Below are 19,264 nucleotides of genomic sequence, written 5' to 3' on the forward strand. Positions count from 1 at the left end.
AAGAACGAGGCGGACCTCGGGAAGAAGGACGGCGACGGGATGAGCGGCGACGACATCACCGTGGTGCATCTGATGCGGCACGGCGAGGTGCACAACCCGGAGGGTGTCCTTTACGGGCGCCGGCCCGGCTATCACCTCTCCGACCTGGGGCGGAAGATGGCCGACCGGGTCGCGGAGCATCTGGCGGAGCGGGACATCACCCATGTCGTGGCCTCCCCGCTGGAGCGCGCGCAGGAGACCGCGCTGCCGATCGCGGGGGCGCACGGCCTGGAGCTGGCCACCGACGAGCGGCTGATCGAGGCGGCCAATGTCTTCGAGGGCAAGACCTTCGGGGTCGGCGACGGTGCGCTGAAGAAGCCGGGGAACTGGAAGTACCTGACCAACCCGTTCCGGCCCTCGTGGGGCGAGCCGTACATCGAGCAGGTCGTACGGATGATGGCGGCGCTGGGCGCGGCGCGGGATGCGGCGCGCGGGCACGAGGCGGTGGCGGTCAGCCATCAGCTGCCGATCTGGATCGTGCGGAGCTTCGCCGAGCGGCGGCGGCTGTGGCACGACCCGCGGAAGCGGCAGTGCACGCTGGCCTCGCTGACGTCGTTCACCTTCCACGGCGAAAAGATCATTTCGGTGGGGTACAGCGAGCCGGCGCGCGACCTGGTTCCCTCCCATCTTCTGGCGGGCGCCAAACCCGCCAAGGGAAAGTCCAAGGCTTTTGGTGCTTGACAGCGCCTCATTTGGCGCAACGTCATATGGCGCGAAGGTGAGAGATTTGAGCGCTTGATCCGGAGCCCCATCCGTCGACATGCCCTCCACTCGGTTGTCCGTTTATATGGACATTGAGTACGGCGAGTACGGATGGGGTCACGGAATGCGCACACTGAGTCGGCGGGACCTGCTGGGCCTGGGAGTTGGTGCCGCGGCGGCCTTCGGCATAGCAGGCTGCTCCTCGTCCGGCGAGGGCGACGGGGCGGACAAGCAGCGGGTGAAGGATTCCGTGCAGGCCCGTTCGAAGCTGATAGGCGACGGCTCCACCGCTGATTCGGGGGCGCAGCCCCATCAGCCCGAGCGGCCCGAGCGGCTGGAGCCCGGCCAGACCCCGCCGCAGTTCGTGGTCTTCTCCTGGGACGGCGCCGGAGAGGTGGGCAACGGCCTTTTCCCGCGTTTCCTCAAGCTCGCCAAGGACCACGGCGCGGCCATGACGTTCTTTCTCTCCGGCCTGTATCTCCTGCCGGAATCCCAGCGGCACCTCTACGAGCCGCCGAACAACCGGCTCGGCGCCTCCGCCATCGGCTATCTCGCCGATGACCACATCAAGGAGACGCTGAAGTACGTGCGCCAGGCCTGGCTGGACGGCCATGAGATCGGCACCCACTTCAACGGCCACTTCTGCTCCGGCACGGGCACCGTAAAGCTCTGGACGCCGCAGCAGTGGCAGTCCGAGATCGACCAGGCGATGGAATTCGTCACCAAGTGGCGTACGCATACGGGGTTCACGGACATAGAACCGCTGCCGTTCGACTACCGCAAGGAATTGGTCGGCGGCCGCACCCCCTGTCTGCTCGGCCAGGAGAATCTGCTGCCGACCGCCCGGAATATGGGCTGGCGCTATGACGCCAGTTCGCCCGGCGGACAGCAGAAGTGGCCCAGGAAAAAGTCCGGCCTGTGGGACTTCCCGCTCCAGCAGGTTCCCTTTCCGGGTCACTCTTTCGAGGTCCTCTCGATGGACTACAACATGCTCGCCAATCAGTCGCGGAACTCCACCAAGGCCCCGCCCGCCAACTACCCCGTATGGCGGGAGCAGGCGACCGACGCCTATATCAAGGGATTCCAGCGGGCCTACGAGACCAACCGCGCGCCGTTCTTCATCGGCAACCACTTCGAGCAGTGGAACGGCGGTATCTACATGGACGCCGTGGAAGAAGCGCTCAAGCAGATCGCCGACGACCGGAAGCGGGATGTGCATCTCGTCTCGTTCCGGCAGTTCACCGACTGGCTCGACGCCCAGGACCCCGAGGTGGTCGACCGGCTCCAGCGGATGGATGTCGGCGAGCGCCCGGCCGGCGGCTGGAACGCGTACCTCTCGGCGGCCTGAGCCCCCGTCCGGGGCGCGCCCATACGTCCTGACACGCCCCTTTGCGCCGGTCGGTGCCGTGCCGGGGCCGTGCGAGGGGGGTGCGGAAGATCCGGAATCGGCCCATGCGAAACTTTTCACATGAGTGCCTGCCGTCCACGCCGCACCGGCCGCCGCCGACTCGTCCTGTTCGCCGCAGGGGCCGCGGCCGCCTCGCTGACGCTGAGCGCCTGTGGTGAGGGCACCTCCGGCGGCTCGGCCCAGACCCGGTTCGTCCAGGGCAAGAACGGCATCGCCACCGTGCCCAAGGCAGACCGCCAGCCGGCGCCCGAGCTGTCCGCGCAGACCACCACCGGCACCAAGAAGCTGAGCCTCGCCGACTACAAGGGCAAGGTCATCGTCCTCAACGTCTGGGGATCGTGGTGCGGGCCGTGCAGTGCCGAGGCGCCCAACTTCGCCAAGGTCGCGGGCGAGACCAAGGGCAAGGGCGTCCAGTTCCTCGGGATCAACACCCGCGACACCGACAAGACGCCGGCGGTCAGCTTCGAGGAAGAGCACAAGATCCCCTACCCGAGCCTGTACGACCCGGAGGGGAAGCTGATGCTGCGCTTCCCCAAGGGCAGCCTCAACCCGCAGTCGGTGCCCTCCACCCTTGCCATCGACCGGCACGGCAAGCTCGCCGCCCGCTCGCTGGGCCCCCTCACCGCGGCCGATCTGCACAAGATGATCGACCCGCTGATCGCGGAGAAGTGATCGCGTGATCGAGCTCGCCGCCGCCGCGGAGAACCACACCATCGTCTCCGGGGCCCTGCTCGCCGCCGTGCCCGTCGCCCTGCTCGCCGGGCTCGTCTCCTTCTTCTCGCCCTGCGTCCTGCCGCTGGTCCCCGGCTATATGTCGTACGTCACCGGCGTCACCGGCACCGACCTCGCCGAGGCCCGCCGCGGCCGGATGCTGGCCGGCGCCTCCCTCTTCGTCCTCGGCTTCACCGCCGTCTTCGTCTCCACCGGCGCCCTCTTCGGCTACTTCGGGCAGACCCTCCAGGAGTACCGCGACGTCATCTCGCGCATCCTGGGCGTGCTGATGATCCTGCTCGGGCTGGCCTTCGCCGGCGTCCTGACCCGCTTCGGCCAGCGCGAGCTGCGCTTCCACATCAGGCCCACGATGGGGCTGGTGGGCGCGCCGGTGCTCGGAGCCCTCTTCGGCATCGGCTGGACGCCGTGCATGGGCCCCACCCTCGCCGCCGTCGGCACCCTTTCGTTCTACGATGCCAGCGCCCTGCGGGGCGCCCTGCTCACCGTCGCCTACTGCCTGGGCCTGGGCCTGCCGTTCATCGCCGTCGCGCTGGCCTTCCGCCGGGTGCTCGGCGCGTTCGGCTGGGTCAAGCGCCACTACCAGTGGGTCATGCGGATCGGCGGCGGCATGATGATCGCGCTCGGCGTCCTCCTGGTCACCGGCGTCTGGGACAGCCTGATGCAGGATCTCCAGGTCTGGACGCGAAGCTTCAATGTTGGGATCTGACTGATGGCCACCACGACCGGCACCCCCCGCGAACCGGACACCGGCGCAGCCGCCGCCTCCGACGCGGGGGGCGATCTCGGCGCCGCCGGATCCCAGCTCTCCACCGCCCCCAAGGAGGACATCTCCTTCCCCTCGCTCGGCCCGATCGGCTGGGCGCGCTGGTTCTGGCGCCAGCTGACCTCCATGCGGGTGGCGCTGCTGCTGCTCTTCCTGCTCTCCATCGGCGCGATCCCCGGCTCGCTGATCCCGCAGACCAGCATCGACCCGGTCAAGGTCGAGCAGTTCAAGTCCGAGCACGACACCCTGGGCGCGATCTACGACAAGCTGGGGATGTTCCACGTCTACAGCTCGGTGTGGTTCTCGGCGATCTATCTGCTGCTGTTCATCTCGCTGATCGGCTGCATCGTGCCGCGCACCTGGCAGTTCGTCGGCCAGCTCCGCGGCCGCCCCCCGGCCGCACCCCGCCGGCTGACCCGGCTGCCCGCGTACACCACCTGGCGTACGGACGCCGAGCCCGAGGCCGTCCTGGACGCGGCGCAGCGGATGCTGAGGAAGCGGCGCTTCAGGGCGCACCGCGCCGGCACCGCGGTCGCCGCCGAGAAGGGCTATCTGCGCGAGGTCGGCAACCTCGTCTTCCACGTCGCGCTGATCGTGATGCTGGTGGCGTTCGCCGTGGGCAGCCTGTGGAAGTCCGAGGGCGGCAAGCTGGTCACCGAGGGCGACGGCTTCTCCAACAGCCTCGTCCAGTACGACGACTTCAAGTCCGGCCCGTTCTTCGACACCGACACCATGGAGCCCTTCGGCTTCTCGCTGAAGCGGTTCGTGGCGACGTACGAGCGGACCGGGCCGCAGAAGGGCACCCCGCGTATCTTCCGCGCCGACATCAGCTACTTCACCGGCGCGGACGGCACGGAGCACCACAGGTCGATCGAGGTGAACAGCCCCCTCGACATCGCGGGCAACAAGGTCTTCCTGCTCTCCCACGGCTATTCGCCGGTGGTCACCGTCAAGGACGGCCGCGGCAAGGTCGTCTACCACGGCGCGGTGCCCTTCCTGCCCCAGGATCCAAAGAACTTCACCTCGACCGGCGTCGTCAAGGTGCCCGGTGCGCAGACCAAGGACGGCAAGCGCAACCAGCTCGGATTCAACGGGCTGTTCGTGCCGACCTTCGGCGGCAAGAACTCCGGGTCGATGTTCTCGCAGTTCCCCGCGCCGGACTTCCCCGTCCTGGCGGTCAACGCCTGGCACGGCGATCTGGGCGTCGACTCCGGCCTGCCGCAGAACGTCTACCAGCTCGACACCAAGCGGATGAAGCAGTACAAGGACGCCAAGGGCAACATCTTCAAGAAGATGCTGATGCCCAAGGACCGTCTGGAGCGGGGTGTCCGGCAGCACGCCGGCGTCAAGGGCGGCCTGACGGCGAAGGACGTCGCGGCCGACAGCACGATGCAGCTGCCCGGCGGCCAGGGCTCGATCACCTTCGAGGGCATCAAGTCCTGGGCCAGCTTCAAGATCACCCACCAGCCCGGCAACGGCCTCGCGCTGACCGGTGCGGTCGCCGCCCTGCTGGGCCTGGCCGGCTCGCTGTTCATCCAGCGGCGCCGGGTGTGGGTGCGGGCCGAGCGGGTCGAGGAGAACGGCGTCGGCGTCACCGTCGTCGAGATGGCGGGCCTGGGCCGCAGCGAATCGCCCCGGCTGCCGGACGAACTCGGCCACCTCGCCGAGGCGCTCGCCCCGCACGCGCCGCTCGCCCCCGAACCCCCCGCGGCCGAGGCCGCCGACGAAGACCCGACGGAGCCCACCGACTCTGCCGATCCTGCTGATCCCTCCGAAGGAGCGCGTGCGTGACTCTCGCTGCCGCGGCCAACGAGACACTGGCCCACCAAAGCAATGTGCTGGTCTATTCGGCGATGGCGGTCTATACGCTCGCCTTCCTCGCCCATATGGCGGAGTGGGTGTTCGGCAGCCGCAGCAAGGTCGGCCGTACGGCCGCGGCGCTGACCGGCGAGGCCACGGCGCCCGCCGCGGTCACCGTTCAGAAGGCCCAGCAGGGCGGGGGCACCGCCGTACTGGAGCGCCCCAAGATCGTCACCCGGTCGGTCTCCGGCAGCCGTGACGTCCCCGACGGCCCCGGCGCCCACGGCGGCACCGAGAAGGGCGACCTCTACGGCCGGATCGCGATCTCGCTGACCGTCCTGGCCTGGGCGCTGCACGTCGGCGGCGTGATCACCCGCGCCCTGTCCGTACAGCGCGCCCCCTGGGGCAACATGTACGAGTTCTCCACGACGTTCGCCGCCGTCGCGGTCAGCTTCTACCTGCTGCTGCTCGTCCTGAAGAAGAACGTCCGCTGGATCGGCCTGCCCCTGGTCACCACCGTCCTGCTGGACCTGGGCCTGGCCATCAGCGTCCTGTACACCGCCAGCGACCAGCTGGTGCCCGCGCTGCACTCCTACTGGCTGTGGATCCACGTCAGCTGCGCGATCATCTCCGGCGCTGCGCTCTACCTCGGCGCGGTCGCCACCCTGCTCTTCCTCTTCCGCGACCGTTACGAGGACAAGCTCACCGACCCCGACGGCCCGCAGCCCGGCGCCTTCGCCGTCTCCGTCCTGGAACGGCTCCCCTCGGCCGCCTCCCTGGACAAGTTCGCCTACCGGATCAACGCCATCGTCTTCCCGCTGTGGACGTTCACGATCATCGCGGGCGCCATCTGGGCCGAGGCCGCCTGGGGCCGCTACTGGGGCTGGGACCCCAAGGAGGTCTGGGCCTTCATCACCTGGGTCGGCTACGCCTGCTACCTGCACGCCCGCGCCACGGTCGGCTGGAAGGGCCGCAAGGCCGCCGTGCTGGGCCTGATCGCCTTCGCCTGCTACCTGTTCAACTACTACGGCGTGAACATCTTCGTCACCGGTCTGCACTCCTACGCGGGAGTCTGATCGCGCGGGGAGTCTGACGACGCCGGGAGTCTGACCGCACGGCAGTCCGACCACGCGGGAGTCCCCCCACACACACCACGGTGCCGTACGGAACCGGGCCCGCCATGAGCCCGGCCCCGTACGGCACCGCCGTCTTTCCGCCGTCCGGCCGTCGTCCGCGGCTCAGCGCCGCTTGCGCCGCCCCCGTTCCTGGCGGGGCATCTGCTGGTCCGCACCCGGCAGCGCCGGCCGCGGCAGATGCGCCACCTCCCACTGCGCCTCGACCAGCTGCTCGGCGGTGTCGTCCGGCAGGCGCGGGGGCCGGGGCGCGGCGTTGCCGAAGCCGAAGGCGGAGGTCAGGTCGCCGAAGGCGGAGCGCCGCCAGGCGCTGATATTGGGCTCCCGGATGCCCGTGAACCGCTCCAGGAACTGGAGCACCGAGGTGTGGTCGAACGGGTCGCCCGCGGCCCAGCCGCCGACCGTCCAGGGAGAGACGATCACACACGGCACCCGGAAGCCGCCGCCGATCGGCAGGCCCCCCACGAACTCGTCCTTCGTCCCCGGTGGCGGCACCGGCGGCGCCACATGGTCGAACAGCCCGTCGTTCTCGTCGTAATTGAGGATGAAGACGGTTTTGCGCCATACCTTCGGGTTCGAGGCGATCGCCTCGATCTTCTTGGCGACGTAGTCGGCGCCGGCGGCCGGCAGATAGTCCGGGTGCTCGGACTGGGTGCTGGTGGGGATCAGCCAGGAGACGGCCGGCAGCCGGTCATTGCGGGCGTCGTCCTCGAAGGTCCCGGCCGGCTGCGCCCGCACCCCGCGCTCGTGGAGCGGATCGCCCGGCTTGGCGTCCCTGAACGCCTGGAACTGCTCCAGCAGATTGCACCCGTAGTCGTCCTCCTCCTGGTACACCTTCCAGCTGATGCCGGCCGCCTCCAGCCGCTCCGCATACGTCGTCCAGCGGTACGGCCTGGGCGCGGTGTTGTTCAGGACCGGCCCGCCGCGGGTGCCGCCGGGGTCGAGGGTGCCGGTCATCCAGTAGAGGCGGTTGGGCCAGGTGGGGCCGAAGACCGAGCAGAAGTAGTTGTCGCAGAGGGTGAACGCCTCGGCGAGGGCGAACTGGAAGGGGATGTCCTCGCGGGTGTGATAGCCCATCACATAGGGCCCGTTGATCCCGTCGGCCTTGCGGTGCGCGGGCAGCCAGCGGTCCATCTTCCCGCCGTTCCACGCCTCGTGCTGGACGGACCAGGCGTGGCTGGTGGAGGGGATGACCTGTGCGCTGGAGGAACGGGTGTCGAGGTGGAACGGCAGCAGATAGCCGTCCGGATTCTGCGCGTCCGGCTGGTGGAAGACCGACCGGCCGTCAGGCAGTGTCAGCGCGTCCGGATCGGCGAAACCGCGGACCCCGCGCAGCGTGCCGAAGTAGTGGTCGAACGAGCGGTTCTCCTGCATGAGCATCACGACGTGCGCGATGTCCCGCAGTGAACCGCGACGCGGCGGACCGGCGGCGACGGCCTTTTGGACGCTGGGCGGCAGCAGCGACAGCGCGGCTTCGCCGCCGATCGCTCCGGCCGCTGAGCCGAGGAGTCTGCGTCGGGTCATATCAGGCATATGTGCCACTCTCCCTGAATCGCGTACGGCCTCGGTGGCCGATGCGACTGTGGCGGCGGCCCGGTTTCCCGGGCAGGGGGAGATGGCTGAACGCTGCCTCAACTGGCCGTGAACGGCCGCGAGTTGGCTGGTCAACGCCACGTCCGCCACGCCGCACGCCGCAGCGCGCCGCGGACGGTACATCGCCCGGACTGCGTGTTTCCGGCCACGTGTCAGGACACGCGGACAAGCCCCGGAGTTCCCTCGGGTGCCGGGTAGGGACGCGCTACGGGCGGCAGCGCGGCGGCCGCCGCCGGCTCGCCCGCGCGCACCCGCGCAGGGACCTCATGGGCGAGCCCGGTGACGTCCGTGATGCCCACCGTCCGCTCATCGGCGAAACCGGCCCGGTCGATCTCGATGGCCGGCCCGGTCTCCTGGCCGGCGCCACAGGTGCCACCCGATCGGTGGAGGCGGCGAGAACCCTGGCACAGTGGCTTCGCCGAAGCAGTGCCTCGTTCCGCGTGGTGGCGGCGGAGGCGCGGTGGTGCAAGTGGCTCCGTCGCCGAGTAAGTCGATTGTCCTGGGATAGAGGTGCGCATGGTGACGTCAAAGGCAACCAAGGAGCGCGAGAGCGAGTCCGCTCGACAGGGAGGACCTCGTTCGACGCGAGGCAACTGGAGCAACTACGCGGTGATCGCTGTCGGCCTCGCGGTGGTGTGTGGAGCGGCGGCGGCGGTCGGCCATGGTGTGCGTGCCGGCAGAGCGAGTGTGGTGGACGCACCCACCAACGCGGTGGGGACGGGGAGCACGAAACTGGAACTGCCGGTGCGGCCGACCGTACCGGTGACGCTCACGGTGTTCGAGGACCCTCGCAGCCCGCAGTCCAAGAAGTTCGCCCAGGAGTACGCCTCCACGTTCTCCCGGCTTCTGGCCTCCGGACAGGTCCAGATCAACTACCGACTCGTCACGCAGAGCGATGCACAGTACGGCGGAAACGGTGCCAAGGAAGCGGCGGCCGCGGCCGCCTGCGCACAGGACCAGGGGCGGTTCAGTGCGTTCATGGATCAGGTGTGGCAGCACCAGCCCGCTCCCGGAAACGACGCCCTGAAGGACCGGGAGCTGCTCACCAAGCTGGCGAAGAAGGCCGGGAAGATCGAACACGACGCGTTCAAGCTGTGTGTTGACAGGGACGAGCGAACAGGGTGGGTGGCAACGTCCCAGTCGGAATACGCCAACGCGCACCTTGGCGACGTCCCCATCATCCGGCTCAACGGCCGTACCCTTCCCGCCCCCGCGACGCAGCTGACGCCCGCCAAGTTGACCGGTCTCGTGGGCAAGGAGGCGCGGCGCGTCATTGCCGCAGCGGCCCCCTGACCGCCGCCGTCCCGCTCCCGCCGGCCTCGCCCCCGGCCCGCGCCTACTCCTTGGCGGCCGGGGGTGTGTCCTCGGGACCGTTCGCCGTGCCGTCCTGGGCGCCCTCCTGCTTGCGGCGCAGTTCCTCCTCGCGGCGGCGCAGATCGGCCTCCCAGTCCTTCAGCAGCGCCTCGTCCTTCTTGTTCTCCTCCTTGAGGGACCTGAGGAACTCCGGGTTGTCGTCCGGCGCGATCCATCCCCGAGCTCTCGGCTTCGCTCGAGCAGGGGAGACCCCATCCGCACTGCTGTGGTTGCGGTGCCATTCCGCGGGCGTGCTGCCGCCGCCCGTCACCGGCCCGCGGTGCTTGCCCGCCGCCAGCCAGGCGATCGGCCCGACCAGCACCTCGCCGAAGAGCAGGATGACCAGCACCCACACCACCTTCGGCAGCCCGCGCACCTGCGATTCGGGGGTGTTCAGGCAGTCGATGAAGGCGTAGATCCACAGGGCCAGGACCAGCAGGAACGGCAGATACCTGAGGAGGAACATGGTCGCAACGACCCCCGGCGCGACTGGACGGCGGGCCCGCGACGGGGCCCGGTGACCCGTACAGGGTAGTGCGTACCGGATACTGGAGCGCATGGCTTACGACGATCTTCGCGCGCTGCTGCGGGCCCTGGAACGCGAGGGCGACCTCAAGCGGATCAAGGCCGAGGTCGACCCGTATCTGGAAGTCGGCGAGATCGTGGACCGGGTGCAGAAGTCCGGCGGCCCGGCGCTGCTCTTCGAGAACGTCAAGGGCTCGGCGATGCCGCTCGCGATGAACGTGTACGGCACCGACCGCCGCCTGCTCAAGGCGCTCGGCCTCACGGCGTACGGCGATATCAGCGACAAGATTGCCGGACTGCTCAAACCGGAGCTGCCGCAGGGCTTCGTCGGCGTGCGGGAGGCGTTCGGCAAGCTGGCCGGGATGACGCATGTCCCGCCGAAGAAGGTGAAGGGCGACGCGCCCGTCCAGGAGGTCGTGCTGCGGGGCGACGAGGTCGATCTCGACCGGCTCCCGGCGCTGTTCACCTGGCCCGAGGACGGCGGTTCCTTCTTCAATCTGGGCCTGACCCACACCAAGCACCCCGAGACCGGCGTGCGCAACCTGGGCCTCTACCGCCTCCAGCGCCACGACAAGCGCACCATCGGTATGCACTGGCAGATCCACAAGGACAGCCGCAACCACTACCAGGTGGCCGCCAAGCGCGGTGAGAAGCTGCCGGTCGCCATCGCCTTCGGCTGCCCGCCGGCCGTCACCTACGCCTCGACCGCGCCGCTGCCCGGCGATATCGACGAATACCTCTTCGCGGGCTTCGTCCAGGGCAAGCGGATCGAAATGGTCGACTGCAAGACCGTTCCGCTCCAGGTCCCGGCGAACGCGGAGGTCGTGCTGGAGGGGTGGCTGGAGCCCGGCGAGATGCTGCCGGAGGGCCCGTTCGGCGACCACACGGGCTTCTACACGCCGCAGGAGCCGTTCCCGGCGCTGACGATCGACTGTGTGACGATGCGTCGGCGGCCGCTGCTCCAGTCGATCGTGGTGGGCCGCCCGCCGACCGAGGACGGTCCGCTGGGCCGCGCGACGGAGCGTTTCTTCCTCCCCCTCCTCAAGATCATCGTGCCGGACATCGTGGACTACCACCTCCCCGAGTCCGGCGGTTTCCACAACTGCGCGATCGTCTCGATCGACAAGAAGTACCCCAAGCACGCACAGAAGGTCATGCACGCCATCTGGGGCGCGCACATGATGTCGCTGACCAAGTTGATCGTGGTCGTCGACGCCGACTGCGATGTGCACGATCTGCACGAGGTGTCCTGGCGGGCGCTCGGCAATACCGACTACGCCCGTGACCTGACCGTCGTCGAGGGCCCCGTCGACCATCTCGACCACGCCTCCTACCAGCAGTTCTGGGGCGGCAAGGCGGGTATCGACGCGACGAAGAAGTGGCCCGAGGAGGGCTATACGCGCGACGGGGGGTGGCCCGACATGGTCGAGTCCGACCCGCGGACGGCCGCCCTGGTGGACCGCCGCTGGAAGGAGTACGGACTGTGACCGCCTCGGCCGCCGCGGTCCCGCAGCAGCCGGGCCGGACGAAGGCTTTTCTCCGCCTGGTGATGATCGAGCACTCGGTCTTCGCGCTGCCCTTCGCCTATATCGCCTCGCTCACCGCGATGTTCCAGTGGGACCGGACCGTCCACTGGGCCCGGCTGCTGCTGGTCACCGTCGCCATGGTCGGCCTGCGCACCTTCGCGATGGCCTGCAACCGCATCATCGACCGTGAGATCGACGCCCGGAACCCGCGCACCGCGACCCGGGAGCTGGTCACCGGCGCGGTCACCGTGAAGTCCGCCTGGACCGGCGCGCTGATCGCCGTGGTGGTCTTCCTGGGTGCCGCGGCGCTGCTCAACCCGCTGTGCCTGGCCCTCGCACCCATCGCGGTGATCCCGATGGTGGTCTATCCGTACGGCAAGCGCTTCACCGACTTCCCGCATGCGATCCTCGGCCTCGCCCAGGCGATGGGGCCGGTCGGCGCCTGGATCGCGATCAGCGGGAGCTGGTCGTGGGACGCGGTCATCCTCGGGCTGGCGGTCGGCGTCTGGATCGGCGGCTTCGACCTGATCTTCGGCTGCCAGGACGTCCAGGCCGACCGGGCGCACGGCGTGAAGTCCGTGCCGGCCCGCTTCGGCATCCCGGCGGCGCTGCACGGCGCCCGCGCCAGCCATGTCGTCACCACCGCGCTGCTGGTCTGGTACGCGCTGGCCACCGGCGCCGGGGTGTTCTTCTGGGCCGGTCTGGTGATCGTGGCCGTCGCGTTCCTCTACGAGCACACCATCGTCCGCCCGCACGACCTGTCCCGGCTCAACCGGGCCTTCTTCACGGTCAACGGATTCATCGGCATCGCGCTGTTCGTCTGCGCGCTGCTGGATCTGCTGGTGCGGGGGCTGACGGTCTGACGGGCCGGCCCGCGGCCGGGGCCGGGACGGCCCGGCGGGGCCGGGGGACGGCTCGGAGCGGGGCCCGGACGGCTCAGACCTTCACCATCGGAAAGGCGATCAGCCGCGGGTAGGTCCACAGCTGGCCGCTGTTGGCCTTCACCGTGCCGATGATGGCGCAGACCATGCCGGATATGGCGTAGGCGGCCATGATGCCCATCACCGTCAGGAGCGGCACCGCAATACCGTCGTTGTTCGCCTTCTCGCCGCCGGAGAGGGCCTCGAAGGTGAAGCCGCTGGCGAACCACAGGCCCACGCCGAAGAACACCACGATGGCCTGGGTGAAGCCGAAGTTCATCGCCTGGGTGGCGTGGTGGCGGACATAGGGGTCGTGCTGGTTCTTGGCGCTGCTGCGGATGGACAGCGGGGCGACCCAGCCGAGGAAGCCGCCGAGGCCGCAGCACAGCCCGGAGCCCACGACGACGGTCAGCAGCGCGCCCAGATGCGCCCACATCGCGGGCCCCTTCGAGGGCGGGGACATCTGGGGGTCGTAGCCGGGACCGGGCTGCTGGTAGGCGGGGCCCGCCGGATAGCCGGGAACGGGGGCCTGATAGCCGTAGCCGCCCGCCGAGGGGTCGCCCCAGCCGGGCTGGGCGCCGTACGGCTGCTGTGGCCCGCCGGGATACGGTCCGTATCCGGGCTGGTGGTAGTCCGACATGCTGGCTCACCCCGTGTCGCTGCTGCTGTCGCCCGTCGCCGCGCCGGTGCCAACTGGCCGCGGCAGCGGGCGGTTTCCGTCGATGTGAGACTACGGGACGGGTCGGACAGCGGTTCGGGCAGTGACCGCACGCGGGCGCTGCCGCACGACGAACGCGGCCGCCACCCCGCCTATCAGCCCGAACAGATGGCCCTGCCAGCTGATCTGGCCGGCCGTCGTCGGCAGGGCGCCCCAGAGGATCGAGCCGTACACGACGGCGACGGCCAGGCCGATGGCGATGTCCAGGGCCTTGCGCTCGATGAAACCGCGCACCAGCAGATAGCCGAAGAGACCGAAGACCACGCCCGAGGCGCCCGCGGTGTTGCTGCCCGGCGCCGCGGTCAGCCAGACGCCCAGGCCGCTGGCGACGATGACCAGCAGGACGACGCCGAGGAAGCGGCGTATCCCGCTGCGCAGTACGGCGACGAAGCCGAGGAGCAGCAGCGGCAGGGTGTTGGCGGCCAGATGCCCGAAGCCGAAGTGCATGAAGGCGGCGGGGACGATGTCGACCAGCTCGGCGGGCTCGCGCGGCTGGATGCCGAAGGTGTCCAGGGCGCCGCCGGTCAGGACGTCGACGCCCTCCAGCAGCCACAGGAGCGCGACCCAGCCCAGCATCAGCATCAGGCAGATCACGGGCTTCGCACGTGCGGTCATCGTCCGGCCATCCCTTCCCGTCCCCCCACCCGCGAGGGGCGCACAGGTAAGAACGGTCGTGACGGGGTCGGTGGTTCCTGCGGATAGGCTCAAGTTGTGGAGCCGCCGCACAACGACATGAGTAACGCCAGTAAGCCGGATCCCGGCCGCCGCCGCCGTCCGTGGGTCGTGGGAGTCTCCGGCGCGTCCGGAACGCCGTATGCGGCATCCGTGCTGCGGGGGCTGCTCGCCGCGGGCGAGGCGGTGGACCTGGTCGTCAGCCGGGCCTCGCGGCTGACGCTGCTGGACGAGACCGGTATCGCGTTCCGGGATGCGCATTGGCGCACCGACCTGCGGGAATGGCTGGCACTCGGGGCGGACGGCAAGCCGGGGGCGTTCCCGGTGACCGAGGCGGATCTGGCGGATGTGCGGTACTGGCCGGCCGGTGATCTGGCGGCCGGCCCGTCGTCCGGTTCGTATCCCGTCAAGGGGATGCTGATCGTCCCGGCCAGCACGGCGTGTGTGGCCGGGGTCGCGCTCGGGCTCTCGAAGGATCTGCTCCAGCGGGTGGCGAGCGTGACGCTCAAGGAGCGCCGCCGGCTGGTGGTCGCGGTGCGGGAGACGCCGCTGAGCGGACCGACGCTGAAGCAGCTGGTGATGCTGGACGAGGCGGGCGCGGTCGTGCTGCCCGCCTCGCCGGCGTTCTATGCGGGGGCGACGCACATCCAGGATCTGGTGGACTTCGTCGCGGGCCGGGTGCTCGATGCGGCCGAGGTGCCGCACGGGCTGTACCGGCGCTGGGAGGGGGAGCTGCGGGGAGGCTCCAAGGAGGAGGCGGACCCGTCGTAGCTCCCGTGGTCAGCGCTTCTTTGCCGCGGCGGCGCGGCCGAAGAGGCGCCGGGTCCGCGGGGCCGCTTCCCGGTGGGCACGTGAACGATTGGCCTGGTCCTGAAGCTCGCGCATGCGGGCGTAGGCCATCTCGATCGAGTACACGGTGACTGCTCCTGTGAAGGTCGTCTTGAAGGTCGTCGCTGGTGGACGCTGATTGTGGGAAGGTCCGAGCCGGTTACCGGAATCGGTGATCCGAATCGAATGATCCAACAGATTCGCAGGGTTTGAAGCCCTGATGCCTTAGATTCTACATGCAGAACTCGAAAATGCGTAAAGATTGGAAGGCTTGAGGGCATGGACGCGGTGGATAGGCAGCTCATCCAGGCACTTCGCGAGAACGGCCGGGCCTCATACGCGGAGCTGGGCCGGCTGGTGGGCCTCTCCGGGCCCAGCGTCACCGACCGGATCAACCGCCTGGAGGCGGCCGGCGTGATCACCGGCTACCGTGCCACGGTCGACGCCGCCTCCCTCGGGCTCGGCGTCACCGCGCTGGTCGGCATCTCCCTGTCGGACGCCGCCGACCACGAGGACGTGGCGCGCCGGCTCAAGGACCTCGCCGAGATCGAGGACTGCTGGTTCATCGCCGGCGACGACTCGTACATGCTCAAGGTGCGGGTGGGCGATGTGGACGGCCTGGAGCGCACCATCCGGCGGCTGTCCGGCACCAAGGGCGTCTCCCGTACGCGCACCACGATCGTGCTCTCCACCAAGTGGGAGAACCGCGTCGGTGAGCTGCCCGAAGAGGACCGGTAAGGCGGCCAGAACCGTACGGGAGCACGGGCGGACGGGGCGGGCACACGGCCCCACTCCGCCCGACCCCGGGGGCTTCCCGTCGCCCGGAGAACGGGGGAGTAGGCTCGGCGAAGCCGATTTTTCGGTACCGAACGGCATCGAAGCGGTACCGGAACGGCACGGATACGGCACGCATACGGGCACGGACGTGGCCGGGACACTGGGAGGCGACGGGATGGCTGCATCTATGGATGCGGGCCTCAAGCGCGAGCTGGAGGCGAAGGTCCACGCCGGAGAACGGCTGACCCGCGAGGACGGTATCGCCCTCTACGAGTCCGACGACCTGGCATGGCTGGGCGGCCTCGCCCACGAGGTACGCACCCGTAAGAACGGCGACGTCGTCCACTTCAACGTCAACCGTCACCTCAACATGACCAATGTGTGCACCGCGTCGTGCGCCTACTGCTCCTTCCAGCGCAAGCCGGGCGAGAAGGACGCGTACACGATGCGCATCGAGGAGGCCGTCCGCCTGGCCAAGGCCATGGAGGGCGAGAACCTCACCGAACTGCACATCGTCAACGGGCTGCACCCGACCCTCCCCTGGCGCTACTACCCGCGGTCCCTCAAGGCGCTCAAGGAAGCCCTCCCGTCGGTCTCCCTGAAGGCGTTCACCGCCACCGAGATCCACCACTTCGAGACCATCTCCGGGCTCACCGCCTCCGAGATCCTCGACGAGCTGATCGACGCGGGCCTGGAGTCGCTCACCGGCGGCGGCGCCGAGATCTTCGACTGGGAGGTCCGGCAGCACATCGTCGACCACCGCACCCACTGGGAAGACTGGTCGCGCATCCACCGCCTCGCCCACGAAAAGGGCCTCAAGACCCCCTCGACCATGCTCTACGGGCACATCGAGGAGTCCCGCCACCGCGTCGACCACGTTCTCCGTCTCCGTGAACTCCAGGACGAGACCGGCGGCTTCCAGGTCTTCATCCCCCTGCGCTACCAGCACGACTTCGTCGACATGCAGGACGGCAAGGTCCGCAACCGCCTCCAGGCGCGTACGACGATGGCCAGCGGCGCCGAGGCCCTCAAGACCTTCGCCGTCTCCCGGCTCCTGTTCGACAACGTCCCGCACATCAAGTGCTTCTGGGTGATGCACGGTCTCCAGACCACCCAGCTCGCCCTCCAGCACGGCGCGGACGACATGGACGGCTCGGTCGTCGAGTACAAGATCACCCACGACGCGGACAACTACGGCACGCCCAACAAGCTCACCCGCGAGGACCTGCTGGAGCTGATCCGCGACGCCGGCTTCCGCCCCATCGAGCGCAACACCCGCTACGAGGCCATCCGCGAGTACCCGGGCCCGGACCCGGACCGCCGCGAGGCGCCGCAGCCGATGCGCCTCTGAGGCGGCGGGGCGGACGCGACGGGGCCGGAGAAGATCGCCCCCGTCGCTGTGCTTCACTGGCAGGAGACCCTTTCGGTTGCCGTTGAGAAGAAGGTCCCCTCCGTGAGTAGCCCCAAGTTCGCCACGCTCCGCTACACCGCCCTCCGGATCGGTCTCTTCCTCGCGTCCTTCGCCGTGGTGTGGGTGCTGGCCTACTTCCGGATCATCCCGATCGCCGTCGCCGGCTCCAACTTCGTCTGGCTGCTGCTGCTGGCCATCGTGATCTCCGCGCCGCTCAGCTTCGTGCTGCTGCGCAAGCAGCGGGATGCGATGTCCGAGCAGATCGTGGCCAAGGTCGACCGCCAGCGCGAGCGCCTCACGGCCAACCGCAGCTCGGAAGACGACCTCTAGACGACCTCTGGACGAGCTGTAGACGACCTCTGGACGACCTGTAAGGGACAGCAGCGCGGCGTGTAAGACGCCTCACACCAAGCCTTGCGCCGTAGGCGCCCGGTAGGGGAGAACCCCCAACTACCGGGCGCCTACGGTTTTTTCGGCCCTTTTCCGGCAGTCCGGTGACCTGCCCAACCCAAAGATTCTCTTTGGGTCTCTCAAAGTTTGAGTGTTAACGTATTTCTCATGAAGACAGCAGCCGCGCCCCCGTTCCCCATGAGCGTTCCGCTCGTGGCGCGCCTGCACGTCGATCTTTGCCGCTGTCTGTCCGCGGCCTGTCGCCGCGTCTGACCTTCCCGTCATCGGCGGCCGGAGATCCCGACAGAACTCCCCCACCCTCCGGGCGGGAGGTACCCCCATTCGCAGCTGCTTCGCAGCCGCTCGACCTCCCGGCGCGTTCCGCACGCCACACCCCTCAAGCCTTTCCTCTCCACCGGAGTGTTTCCGTTGTCCTCATCCCCGTCTCCCCAGGCCGCCCCGAAGGGGTCGCGCATACCCAAGGTCCCGTTCTGGGTCCAGATCCTGGCCGGCCTCGCCGTCGGCGTGCTGCTCGGCTGGGCCGCCAAGAGCAATGACCTCGGCTGGCTCACCTCGACGCTCCAGCACATCGGCGACCTCTTCGTCCAGCTGCTGAAGCTGGCCGTCGCCCCCCTCGTCTTCTTCGCGATCCTGGTGTCGATCACCAACCTGCGGCAGGTCAACAACGCCGCCCGGCTCGCCACCCGCACCCTGCTGTGGTTCATGGCCACCTCGCTGATCGCCGTCGCGATCGGCCTGGCCATCGGCCTGCTCACGCACCCCGGCGCGGGCACCGGCCTGACCCCCAAGGACGGCAAGCTCCCGGACCACGCCGGTTCCTGGATCGACTTCCTGACCGGCATCGTCCCCACCGACGTCATCACGCCGTTCACCGAACTGAACGTCCTCCAGATCGTCTTCATGGCGGCGGTCGCGGGTATCGCCGCCCTCCAGCTCGGCGAAAAGGCCGAACCCATACTGAAGATCAGCCGCTCGGCCCTCGAACTCCTCCAGAAGGCCCTGTGGTGGGTCATCCGCCTCGCCCCGATCGGCACCGTCGGCCTCATCGGCAACGCCATCGCCACCTACGGCTGGAACCTGATCGGCAAGTACGCGACCTTCACCGTCGACGTCTACCTCGGCTGCGCCCTCGTCCTCTTCGGCGTCTACCCGCTGCTGCTCTCGACCGTCGCCAAGGTCAACCCGCTCCAGTTCTTCCGCGGCGCCTGGCCCGCCATCCAGCTGGCCTTCGTCTCCCGCTCCTCGGTCGGCACCATGCCGGTCACCCAGAAGGTCACCGAACGCCTCGGCGTACCGCGCGAGTACGCCTCCTTCGCGGTGCCGTTCGGCTCGACGACCAAGATGGACGGCTGCGCCTCGATCTACCCAGCCATCGCCGCGATCTTCATCGCCCAGATCTTCGACGTCCACCTCAGCATCGCCGACTACGTCCTGATCGCCTTCGTCTCGGTCATCGGCTCCGCCGCCACCGCGGGCCTGACGGGCGCCACGGTCATGCTGACCCTGACCCTCTCCACCCTGGGCCTGCCCCTGGAGGGCGTCGGCCTGCTGATGGCCATCGACCCGATCCTGGACATGATGCGGACGGCTACGAACGTTGCCGGCCAATCAGTCATCCCCATCCTGGTCTCGGCCAGGGAGAAGATCCTCGACCGCGAGGCGTTCGCCCGCGCGACCAGCATCCGCATCGGCGAGACCGAGCCGACCGAGCTGTCCGAGCCGACCGAATCGACCGAGCCGTCCGAGCAGAACGCGACGACGGCCCCGGTTCCCGTGGCTGCGGGCTGACCGAGCCGGCGGTTACGGACGCCGCGACGCGCACAGGTGACGGGCCCCAGTCTTGTTGGCTGGGGCCCGTCGCCGTCTGGGTGGCCGATTTGCAGCGCCGGTGCCGTCTCGCTACGGCCAGGTCCGTACTGTGCGAGTGAGCTTCCGGTGCTATTGATCAAAACG

19 protein-coding genes are annotated in these 19,264 nt (G+C 69.0%); 14 read left to right on the top strand and 5 right to left on the bottom strand.

Going from position 1 to position 19,264, the window contains the following annotated elements; translation table 11 throughout:
• Positions 1–39: 39 nt before the first annotated feature.
• The 6 genes from SNA_RS36690 (at position 40) to ccsB (ending at position 6,520) form a co-directional block, all read left to right on the top strand.
• The gene (locus SNA_RS36690) at positions 40–720 is read left to right on the top strand and encodes a histidine phosphatase family protein (RefSeq protein ID WP_030067066.1); all 681 of its coding nucleotides are present in this window, start codon (positions 40–42) and stop codon (positions 718–720) included.
• A 145-nt stretch (positions 721–865) separates the two neighbouring features.
• Positions 866–2,089: a polysaccharide deacetylase family protein gene (locus SNA_RS36695; protein ID WP_044368719.1), complete on the top strand. Its 1,224-nt coding sequence runs from the start codon at positions 866–868 to the stop codon at positions 2,087–2,089.
• A 120-nt stretch (positions 2,090–2,209) separates the two neighbouring features.
• Positions 2,210–2,821, top strand: coding sequence for a TlpA family protein disulfide reductase (locus tag SNA_RS36700; protein WP_030067063.1), 612 nt, complete (start codon positions 2,210–2,212; stop codon positions 2,819–2,821).
• A gap of 4 nt (positions 2,822–2,825) precedes the next feature.
• Positions 2,826–3,587, top strand: coding sequence for a cytochrome c biogenesis CcdA family protein (locus tag SNA_RS36705; RefSeq protein ID WP_030067062.1), 762 nt, complete (start codon positions 2,826–2,828; stop codon positions 3,585–3,587).
• Positions 3,588–3,590: 3 nt separating this feature from the next.
• The gene (gene resB, locus SNA_RS36710) at positions 3,591–5,435 is read left to right on the top strand and encodes a cytochrome c biogenesis protein ResB (protein WP_030067061.1); all 1,845 of its coding nucleotides are present in this window, start codon (positions 3,591–3,593) and stop codon (positions 5,433–5,435) included.
• Positions 5,432–6,520 carry a c-type cytochrome biogenesis protein CcsB gene (gene ccsB / locus SNA_RS36715; protein ID WP_044368722.1) on the top strand — a complete coding sequence of 363 codons (1,089 nt, stop codon included), beginning with the start codon at positions 5,432–5,434 and terminating at the stop codon, positions 6,518–6,520. The genes resB and ccsB overlap by 4 nt, the downstream gene beginning before the upstream one ends.
• Before the next feature lie 162 nt (positions 6,521–6,682).
• On the opposite strand, the gene SNA_RS36720 is transcribed toward ccsB, so the two are convergent.
• The gene (locus tag SNA_RS36720; RefSeq protein WP_044368724.1) at positions 6,683–8,110 is read right to left on the bottom strand and encodes an alkaline phosphatase family protein; all 1,428 of its coding nucleotides are present in this window, start codon (positions 8,108–8,110) and stop codon (positions 6,683–6,685) included.
• Between the two features lie 669 nt (positions 8,111–8,779).
• Here SNA_RS36720 and SNA_RS36725 point away from each other — a divergent pair.
• Positions 8,780–9,463, top strand: coding sequence for a DsbA family protein (locus SNA_RS36725; protein WP_241779992.1), 684 nt, complete (start codon positions 8,780–8,782; stop codon positions 9,461–9,463).
• Positions 9,464–9,506: 43 nt separating this feature from the next.
• On the opposite strand, the gene SNA_RS36730 is transcribed toward SNA_RS36725, so the two are convergent.
• Complete coding sequence (locus tag SNA_RS36730) at positions 9,507–9,989, bottom strand: PLD nuclease N-terminal domain-containing protein (protein ID WP_030067057.1); 483 nt, start codon at positions 9,987–9,989, stop codon at positions 9,507–9,509.
• 91 nt (positions 9,990–10,080) lie between these two features.
• Here SNA_RS36730 and SNA_RS36735 point away from each other — a divergent pair, with 91 nt between their 5' ends.
• Positions 10,081–11,535: a menaquinone biosynthesis decarboxylase gene (locus SNA_RS36735; protein WP_044368726.1), complete on the top strand. Its 1,455-nt coding sequence runs from the start codon at positions 10,081–10,083 to the stop codon at positions 11,533–11,535.
• Positions 11,532–12,437: a menaquinone biosynthesis prenyltransferase MqnP gene (mqnP, locus tag SNA_RS36740; protein WP_030067054.1), complete on the top strand. Its 906-nt coding sequence runs from the start codon at positions 11,532–11,534 to the stop codon at positions 12,435–12,437. Before SNA_RS36735 ends, mqnP begins: the two co-directional genes overlap by 4 nt.
• A 73-nt stretch (positions 12,438–12,510) precedes the next feature.
• On the opposite strand, the gene SNA_RS36745 is transcribed toward mqnP, so the two are convergent.
• Complete coding sequence (locus SNA_RS36745) at positions 12,511–13,134, bottom strand: DUF4870 domain-containing protein (protein WP_030067053.1); 624 nt, start codon at positions 13,132–13,134, stop codon at positions 12,511–12,513.
• A 90-nt stretch (positions 13,135–13,224) separates the two neighbouring features.
• The gene (locus SNA_RS36750) at positions 13,225–13,827 is read right to left on the bottom strand and encodes a rhomboid family intramembrane serine protease (protein WP_044368728.1); all 603 of its coding nucleotides are present in this window, start codon (positions 13,825–13,827) and stop codon (positions 13,225–13,227) included.
• A 117-nt stretch (positions 13,828–13,944) separates the two neighbouring features.
• Here SNA_RS36750 and SNA_RS36755 point away from each other — a divergent pair, with 117 nt between their 5' ends.
• The gene (locus SNA_RS36755) at positions 13,945–14,655 is read left to right on the top strand and encodes a UbiX family flavin prenyltransferase (protein WP_030067051.1); all 711 of its coding nucleotides are present in this window, start codon (positions 13,945–13,947) and stop codon (positions 14,653–14,655) included.
• Positions 14,656–14,664: 9 nt separating this feature from the next.
• Here the strand turns inward: SNA_RS36755 and SNA_RS44915 are convergent, their stop codons facing one another.
• The gene (locus SNA_RS44915) at positions 14,665–14,799 is read right to left on the bottom strand and encodes a hypothetical protein (protein WP_275042045.1); all 135 of its coding nucleotides are present in this window, start codon (positions 14,797–14,799) and stop codon (positions 14,665–14,667) included.
• A 192-nt stretch (positions 14,800–14,991) separates the two neighbouring features.
• Here SNA_RS44915 and SNA_RS36760 point away from each other — a divergent pair, with 192 nt between their 5' ends.
• From SNA_RS36760 to SNA_RS36775, 4 genes are all read left to right on the top strand, one after another.
• Positions 14,992–15,450 carry an Lrp/AsnC family transcriptional regulator gene (locus SNA_RS36760; protein WP_030067050.1) on the top strand — a complete coding sequence of 153 codons (459 nt, stop codon included), beginning with the start codon at positions 14,992–14,994 and terminating at the stop codon, positions 15,448–15,450.
• A gap of 226 nt (positions 15,451–15,676) precedes the next feature.
• Positions 15,677–16,840 carry an aminofutalosine synthase MqnE gene (gene mqnE / locus SNA_RS36765; protein WP_030067049.1) on the top strand — a complete coding sequence of 388 codons (1,164 nt, stop codon included), beginning with the start codon at positions 15,677–15,679 and terminating at the stop codon, positions 16,838–16,840.
• A gap of 102 nt (positions 16,841–16,942) precedes the next feature.
• The gene (locus SNA_RS36770) at positions 16,943–17,230 is read left to right on the top strand and encodes a DUF4229 domain-containing protein (RefSeq protein ID WP_030067048.1); all 288 of its coding nucleotides are present in this window, start codon (positions 16,943–16,945) and stop codon (positions 17,228–17,230) included.
• A 489-nt stretch (positions 17,231–17,719) separates the two neighbouring features.
• Positions 17,720–19,099: a dicarboxylate/amino acid:cation symporter gene (locus SNA_RS36775; protein WP_078970466.1), complete on the top strand. Its 1,380-nt coding sequence runs from the start codon at positions 17,720–17,722 to the stop codon at positions 19,097–19,099.
• The last annotated feature ends 165 nt before the right edge of the window (positions 19,100–19,264 follow it).

It is taken from the genome of Streptomyces natalensis ATCC 27448 (assembly GCF_000935125.1).
Classification (GTDB): Bacteria; Actinomycetota; Actinomycetes; order Streptomycetales; family Streptomycetaceae; genus Streptomyces; species Streptomyces natalensis.

Bases quoted from the DNA above. Each gene is read 5' to 3' on its own strand.
- SNA_RS36690 (WP_030067066.1), top strand. From the start codon at position 40: ATGAGCGGCGACGACATCACCGTGGTGCATCTGATGCGGCACGGCGAG.
- SNA_RS36695 (WP_044368719.1), top strand. From the start codon at position 866: ATGCGCACACTGAGTCGGCGGGACCTGCTGGGCCTGGGAGTTGGTGCC.
- SNA_RS36700 (WP_030067063.1), top strand. From the start codon at position 2,210: ATGAGTGCCTGCCGTCCACGCCGCACCGGCCGCCGCCGACTCGTCCTG.
- resB (WP_030067061.1), top strand. From the start codon at position 3,591: ATGGCCACCACGACCGGCACCCCCCGCGAACCGGACACCGGCGCAGCC.
- SNA_RS36720 (WP_044368724.1), bottom strand. From the start codon at position 8,110: ATGCCTGATATGACCCGACGCAGACTCCTCGGCTCAGCGGCCGGAGCG.
- SNA_RS36730 (WP_030067057.1), bottom strand. From the start codon at position 9,989: ATGTTCCTCCTCAGGTATCTGCCGTTCCTGCTGGTCCTGGCCCTGTGG.
- SNA_RS36735 (WP_044368726.1), top strand. From the start codon at position 10,081: ATGGCTTACGACGATCTTCGCGCGCTGCTGCGGGCCCTGGAACGCGAG.
- SNA_RS36745 (WP_030067053.1), bottom strand. From the start codon at position 13,134: ATGTCGGACTACCACCAGCCCGGATACGGACCGTATCCCGGCGGGCCA.
- SNA_RS36750 (WP_044368728.1), bottom strand. From the start codon at position 13,827: ATGACCGCACGTGCGAAGCCCGTGATCTGCCTGATGCTGATGCTGGGC.
- SNA_RS36755 (WP_030067051.1), top strand. From the start codon at position 13,945: ATGAGTAACGCCAGTAAGCCGGATCCCGGCCGCCGCCGCCGTCCGTGG.
- SNA_RS36760 (WP_030067050.1), top strand. From the start codon at position 14,992: ATGGACGCGGTGGATAGGCAGCTCATCCAGGCACTTCGCGAGAACGGC.
- mqnE (WP_030067049.1), top strand. From the start codon at position 15,677: ATGGATGCGGGCCTCAAGCGCGAGCTGGAGGCGAAGGTCCACGCCGGA.